At 55.2% G+C, this 2668-nt stretch carries 2 protein-coding genes; both read right to left on the minus strand.

Annotated features, from left to right (window positions below):
* Positions 1-113: 113 nt before the first annotated feature.
* Positions 114-875 carry an IS21-like element helper ATPase IstB gene (istB, locus tag IEX60_RS24620; protein ID WP_188754053.1) on the minus strand — a complete coding sequence of 254 codons (762 nt, stop codon included), beginning with the start codon at positions 873-875 and terminating at the stop codon, positions 114-116.
* A 55-nt stretch (positions 876-930) separates the two neighbouring features.
* The gene (istA, locus tag IEX60_RS24625; RefSeq protein ID WP_188754054.1) at positions 931-2490 is read right to left on the minus strand and encodes an IS21 family transposase; all 1560 of its coding nucleotides are present in this window, start codon (positions 2488-2490) and stop codon (positions 931-933) included.
* Positions 2491-2668: the final 178 nt, after the last annotated feature.

The raw sequence follows: 2668 nt of genomic DNA on the forward strand, positions 1-2668 counted from the left end.
TGTAAGCGGTAATTAAGAGTGCAGAGTTTTTGGCAATTAGGAATACACAGTTTTCGGCAACAATGAATGCAGAACAATGGCAACAACAGTGCAGAGCCGTGTGCAAAAGTATATCAGTCGTTTTGCTTTTCAAAGAACGATTTCCGATTTTTCATTCTGTAGCTTTCACCCGATAGCCTGATGATTTCGCACCGGTACAGGATCCTGTCGAGGAGTGCTGTTGCAATCACCTCGTCATCAAGCATTTTAGCCCATTCGGCGGGAGCTTTGTTGGTTGTGATCACGATTGAAGCGTTTTCATAGACGTGGTTTATGAAGTTGAAGAATGCTACGGCGATTTCCTTCTGCAGGGGGAAGAGCATGATATCGTCGATGACGATCAGGTTTGCTTTCAGGAGCCTGCGGTATTCGGTGTTCTGTGAGGGTACGGCATCCTTTGTGCGCAGGGTGCTGACGATGTCCTGCATGGTCCTGAAATAGGCTTTGTATCCGGCCCTGACGGCATCCAGGCAGAGCCCTGATGCGATCCTTGTCTTTCCCACCCCTGATGGCCCCATGAGCACGACATTGAAGATCTGGTCGATCCAGTTGAGCTCGCGCAGCTGGCTGAGTTTCCTGGGGGATAGTCCATTGTCCACGGTGGTGTCGAAGTTGTCCAGATCGGCTCCCGCGGGTAACCCCGCGGTTTTCAGCCGCCTTTCGCGGTCCTTTCGGGAGCGGTGCTCCGCCTCGGCCTTCAGCAGCCCCAGGGTAAAGGCGCCGTAGCCGGTGTTGTCCTTTTCGGCCTGCTGCACGGCTTGCTGCAGGCCGGGGTATATGCCCCCGAGCCTGAACTGTTCACATAACTGTTTGATTTCCTCGTTTACTGATTCCATATGATTTTCTGTTATTGATTCATTGACTCACTTGTTGATGCAGCCTGCCGGATGCTCAGGACCTTCCCAGCAGGGTTTCGTAATCGGATATGCTGCTCCTGTCGGGCTGTATTCCGGCCCCGGGCACGCCGCCACCCAGCGGGTTCAGGCGCACCACTTTGGTCTCTGTTTGCTGCGGCCGTGTGCCGGCTATCAGTTTGGATGCCACGGCCCTGAAGTCCGCTGCGCCGAGTATGCCATGGGCCATGCAGTATTCGAGCGCCCGTGCGGCCACCTGCGGTTCCAGCCCGCCTACCGTTTCGGTGAGTGCCTGGAGCTGGTCCCGGATATAGCGGGGTTTGCTCTGTTTGATGAGTTCCAGCCATTGCATGGCGGCTTCCCTGTCCGGCATCATGGCCGCCAGTTTTTCCATCATTTCGGCAATGGCCACGCCCTTATCACGCTTATGGTCGGTAAGGATGATTTTCTGTCCTTTCAGCGGGGATACACGGTGTGTGCACAGCGTACTGCCCGCCGCGTCCAGTACGGTGATTCCCTCACCGGAAGGCTTCACCGCCACGGTCGTTCCGGGGCCTGCATAGGTGCCCAGGGGCACGCTGTACAGATTGCCCTTCCAGCTGATGGTATTGTCGCGTCTGACAGCATGTACGGGATATTCCGGCTGCGGGATGGTCACCGGATAAAACGGGTTCAGGGATGCCAGTTCGATTTGAAGTTCCTCACGCGGCACCTTCCCGGTGGTGCCATGGGGCAGGTTGTTGGCAGTACGGTGGAGCCAGGCTACAGCTTCGTCGTTGAGCGTCTCCAGGTCCCGGTAATGCCGGTTGTACAGGAAGTTTCGCTTGACGTATTTGACCACGTTCTCCACCTTCCCTTTGCTTTCCGGATCCGCCCTGCGGCAGAACCAGGTGGTGATGCCGCGCTGGCCCACGTATGCCCTGAACTCCCGGGTCAGGATGATGTCCCCCAGATTTTCCGAGACCATCATCAGCCGGTCCTGGTCGTACACCACTTCCACGGGTACCCCGCCGATGAATTCAAAAGCCCTTTCATGGGCCTCCACCAGCAGCTCGCAGGTGAACGGGACATCCGAGAACTGCACGTACTTGTGGCGCGATCGGGACAGCACGAAGGTGAAGAACTGCACTTTCTTGGATCCACCCGCCGTGGTGCGCATATTGTAGAACCCGAAGTCGGCCTGTCCCTGCCGGCCATAGGGCAGCTCTTCCACGGCCATGTATTGCCGGGCGGAATCCTCCCGCGGGATATTGTATTTATCCCGCATATACTGGACATAGTTGAATACGGTTTTCTGGCTCACCTGCGGAAAACCGGCATGGTGCTCCTTGAGCCAGTCGTGCAGCTGGGCGGCCGAGGTGTCCGGGTAAAGCGAAAGCCTATCCCGTAGGAAACCCTCATAAGGATCGAGTATCTTTTCCCTGGTGCGCCCACGTTCCAGATCCTCCTGAAACGTCCGCTCATCCATGGAGAGAAGCCGCTTGACCGTGCGCCAGTTCAGCCCGACCTCCGAGCTTATCCAGCTGACTGAGCGCCCCTGACGGGACAGCTTGTGAATGTGATGATACAGCATAATTCTGTGCAGATAATAATTCATAATGACCTTCGCGTTTTTTTCGCAAAGGTGGTTTTTTCCAACCGGGGCATGCCCCGGTTGGAAACCTGATCCCTGAAATTATTCTGCACTCATTGTTGCCGAAATCATGTACTTATTGTTGCCGATTTCTCTGTATCCTTATTTTCCATTTTCTCTGCACTTGTATTTACCGATTACA

Source organism: Parapedobacter defluvii, assembly GCF_014642075.1.
GTDB classification, from domain to species: Bacteria; Bacteroidota; Bacteroidia; order Sphingobacteriales; family Sphingobacteriaceae; genus Parapedobacter; species Parapedobacter defluvii.

Bases quoted from the DNA above. Each gene is read 5' to 3' on its own strand.
- istB (WP_188754053.1), bottom strand. From the start codon at position 875: ATGGAATCAGTAAACGAGGAAATCAAACAGTTATGTGAACAGTTCAGG.
- istA (WP_188754054.1), bottom strand. From the start codon at position 2,490: ATGAATTATTATCTGCACAGAATTATGCTGTATCATCACATTCACAAG.